The sequence below is a fragment of the Isoptericola sp. NPDC057391 genome, assembly GCF_042668085.1.
GTDB lineage: Bacteria > Actinomycetota > Actinomycetes > Actinomycetales > Cellulomonadaceae > Isoptericola.
The window spans coordinates 1-3,741 of record NZ_JBHVBO010000279.1 but is presented as its reverse complement, the minus strand read 5'-3'; the positions used below and the strand labels follow the sequence as shown (position 1 = coordinate 3,741).

Genomic DNA, 3,741 nt, shown 5'->3' with positions numbered 1-3,741 from the left:
CCGCAGCGCGGTCCGTCCCTTCGTGCGTCCGGCTCTCACCGGTCAGAAGCCGGTCGCCGGTCAGTACCCGGAGCGCGCCGCGGGCTGACCGTCGCGCAGCTCCAGCTCCAGCACCACCTGGGTGCCGCCGCCCTCGCGCGCCTCCCAGTCGATGGTGCCGCCCAGCTCGTTCGTCACGAGCGTCTGCACGATCTGCGACCCCAGGCCGCTGCGCGACGCGCGCCCCAGCGTGGCGATGCCGTCGGGCATCCCCACGCCGTCGTCGGCGACGACCACGCGCATCGAGGCCCCGTCGCGCTGCACGTCGATCTCGACGTTGCCCGACTCCCGCCCGGGGAAGCCGTGCTCGACGGCGTTCGTCACGAGCTCGGTGAGCACCAGCGCGAGGGGCGTGGCGTCCTGCGCGGGGACCATGCCGAACGACCCGGTCTGGCGGGTGCGCACCTGCGTCCGCGTCGACGCCACGTCGGCGGCCAGGCGCAGCGCGCGGCTCAGCATGTCGTCGAGCTCGACGTGCTCGTCGAGGGTCTGCGACAGGGACTCGTGCACCATCGAGATGGTCGCGACGCGGCGCATCGCCTCCTCCAGCGCGGCCCGGGCCTCGGGCACGTCCATGCGGCGGGCCTGCAGCCGCAGCAGCGCGGCCACGGTGGCGAGGTTGTTCTTCACCCGGTGGTGGATCTCGCGGATGGTCGCGTCCTTGGTCATGAGCTCGCGCTCCCGGCGGCGCAGCTCGGACACGTCGCGGCACAGCAGGACCGCGCCGATGCGCTGCCCGTGGTCGGTGAGCGGCAGGGCGCGCAGGGACAGCGCCACGCCCTTGGCCTCGATGTCGGTGCGCCACGGCGCGCGGCCCATGACGACCAGCGGCAGCGACTCGTCCACCGTGTCCTGGTGCTGCACGATGTCGGCGGTCACCTCGACCAGCGACTGCCCGACGAGCGGCCCGATGACGCCGAGGCGGTGGAAGCAGGACAGCGCGTTCGGGCTGGCGTAGAGCACCTCGCCCTCGGAGTTGAGGCGGATGAGCCCGTCGCCGACGCGCGGTGCTCCGCGGCGCGGGCCCGTGGCGGCGTTCGTGGCGGGGTACTCGCCCCGCCCGATCATCGCGAGGATGTCGTCGGCCGACTCCACGTAGTTGAGCTCGAGGCGGCTGGGCGTGCGCCCGGAGCCGAGGTTGGTCTGCCGCGCGACGACGGCGATCGGCCGCCCCTCGTGCACCACCGGCACGGCCTCCTCGCGGACGGCGTACGCGCCGAACCAGCGCGGCTCACGGGAGCGCTGCGCCCGCACCTCGGTCATGGCCGCCGCGAGCTGCGGGCGCTGCCCGTCGGGGGCGAACGAGCCGACGATGTCGTCGTAGTGCACCGTCGCCCCGGTGGACGGCCGGCACTGGGCGAGCGCGACGAAGCCGCCGTCGGACGTGGGGAGCCACAGCACGAGGTCGGCGAAGGCGAGGTCTGACACGAGCTGCCAGTCGCCCACGAGGAGGTGCAGCCACTCGGCGTCTTCCTCGGAGAGGTCGGCGTTCTGGGCGATGAGGTCACTCATGGCGGACACGCCCACCAGCCTACGGGCGCTCCCGCCCCGCTCCCGCCTCGGTAGGGTGACCTCGTGCACCTGACCGTGGAGCTGACCTACGCGGCGGACGCGGACGCCGTCGTCGCGATGCTCGCCGACGAGGCGTTCATCCGCTGGCGGGCGCTGCGCGACCCCGGCGGCCGCGTCGAGCAGGCGGACGTGACCGGCAGCCCGGCCGACGGCTTCACGATCGCGGTGCGGCGCACCCTGCCCACCGACCTCATCCCCGCGCAGGTGCGGCCGTTCGTCGGCGACCACCTGGAGGTGCGCCAGGCGGAGGTGTGGGAGGCGCCGTCCGGCGACCTGCGCACCGGGACCATCGCCGTCGAGATCGCCGGCGCGCCCGTGCGGGTGACCGGGACGGTGCGCCTGGAGTCGACGGCGGACGGCGGCACGCGGCAGGTGTACGACGGCGAGGTCCGTGCGACGGTGCCCCTGTTCGGCGCCGCCGTGGCCGAGGCCGCCGCACGAGCGGTCCGCTCGACCCTCGAGGCCGAGGGCAAGGCCGGCCGGGAGTGGCTCGCGACGCGCTCCGCGCCGGGTGAAGACCGATAACGATCCGGACACGAGCCGGCCGCCCAGGCCTCTGACCTGCGCAGACGCATCCCTCTGCGTCACGGAACGGCATCGACACCCTCGGCGGGCTTGACTTTCGTCACTACCGACGGCCAGCATCATGACCTGGCTGTGGGAGCGCTACCACCATGACGGTGGGAGCGCTACCAACCCTCCATCTCGCATGCCCGACCCAGACAAGGGAGTCACCGTGCTCAGCAGCACCCGACCCACCCGCCGGACCCGCCGCGTCGTCGCGGCGACCGCCGGCGTCGCGACCCTCGCCCTCGCCCTGACCGCCTGCGGCGGCTCGGGCGACGGCGGCGACGAGGCCTCCGGTGACGAGAAGGTCACCCTGACCGTCGCCACCTTCAACCAGTTCGGCTACACCGACGAGCTCCTCGCGAAGTACACCGAGGAGCACCCGAACGTCACCGTCAAGCAGGTCACCGCCGCGACGTCCGAGGACGCGCGCAACAACCTCACGACCAAGCTCGCCGCCGGCGGCGAGGGCCTGGCCGACATCGAGGCCATCGAGGTCGACTGGCTGCCCGAGCTCATGCAGTACCCCGACCTCTTCGAGGACCTCACCGACCCGGCCCTGGCCGACCGGTGGGTGGACTGGAAGGTCCAGCAGGCCACGACGGCCGACGGCAAGCTCATCGGCTACGGCACCGACATCGGCCCGGAGGCCATCTGCTACCGCGCCGACCTGTTCGAGAAGGCCGGTCTGCCGACCGACCGCGAGAAGGTCGCCGAGGCGCTCGGCGGCGACGACGCCACGTGGCAGGACTACTTCGACCTCGGCAAGAAGTTCGTCGCCAAGTCGGACTCGGCCTGGTTCGACGGCGCGGTGCCGACCTACCAGGGCATGGTGAACCAGCTCGACGGCGCGTACGAGGACCCGTCGACGGGCGAGCCCAAGGACCTCAAGACCAACCAGGACATCAAGGACCTGTACGACCAGGTGCTCGCCGCCTCGGTCGACGACGACCTGTCCGCCGGCCTCGAGCAGTGGGGCGAGGACTGGGTCGCCGGCTTCCAGAACAACGCCTGGGCCACCATGCTCTGCCCGCCGTGGATGACCGCGTCCATCGAGCAGAACGCGGGCGGCGTCGAGGGCTGGGACGTCGCGGACGTCTTCCCCGGCGGCGGCGGCAACTGGGGCGGTTCGTTCCTCACCGTGCCGTCCTCGGGCCCGAACGCCGACGCGGCCAAGGAGCTCGCGGCGTGGCTGACCTCCCCGGAGATCCAGGAGGAGGCGTACAAGAACGCCAACACCTTCCCGTCGCAGCTCGAGGCGCAGGCCTCCGAGACCGTGCAGAGCTCCACGAACGACTTCTTCAACGACGCCCCGGTCGGCCCGATCTTCTCGACCCGTGCCCAGGCGATCGACGGGGCCCCGTTCAAGGGCAAGAACTACTTCGCGATCCACCAGTCCGTGCAGAACGCGCTGAACCGGGTGGACCTCAACGGTGACGACCCGGAGAAGAGCTGGCAGGGCGCCCTCGACGAGTACGCCTCGCTCGGGCTCTGACCCCCTGACCAGTCCCTGACCCCCGCCGCGCCGTCGGCCGGGCCCCCCCCGCCCCAGTCTCGGCGGGG

At 72.6% G+C, this 3,741-nt stretch carries 3 protein-coding genes; 2 read left to right on the top strand and 1 reads right to left on the bottom strand.

Going from position 1 to position 3,741, the window contains the following annotated elements; genetic code table 11:
• Window positions 1-60: 60 nt before the first annotated feature.
• On the bottom strand, window positions 61-1,551 hold the full coding sequence (locus ACFUVW_RS20175) for a sensor histidine kinase (protein WP_430573078.1): 1,491 nt from the start codon (window positions 1,549-1,551) through the stop codon (window positions 61-63).
• Between the two features lie 63 nt (window positions 1,552-1,614).
• Here ACFUVW_RS20175 and ACFUVW_RS20170 point away from each other — a divergent pair, with 63 nt between their 5' ends.
• Entirely contained in the window at window positions 1,615-2,136 is a 522-nt protein-coding gene (locus tag ACFUVW_RS20170) for a DUF2505 domain-containing protein (protein WP_430573077.1), read from the top strand.
• 184 nt (window positions 2,137-2,320) lie between these two features.
• Entirely contained in the window at window positions 2,321-3,673 is a 1,353-nt protein-coding gene (locus tag ACFUVW_RS20165) for an ABC transporter substrate-binding protein (protein WP_430573076.1), read from the top strand.
• The last annotated feature ends 68 nt before the right edge of the window (window positions 3,674-3,741 follow it).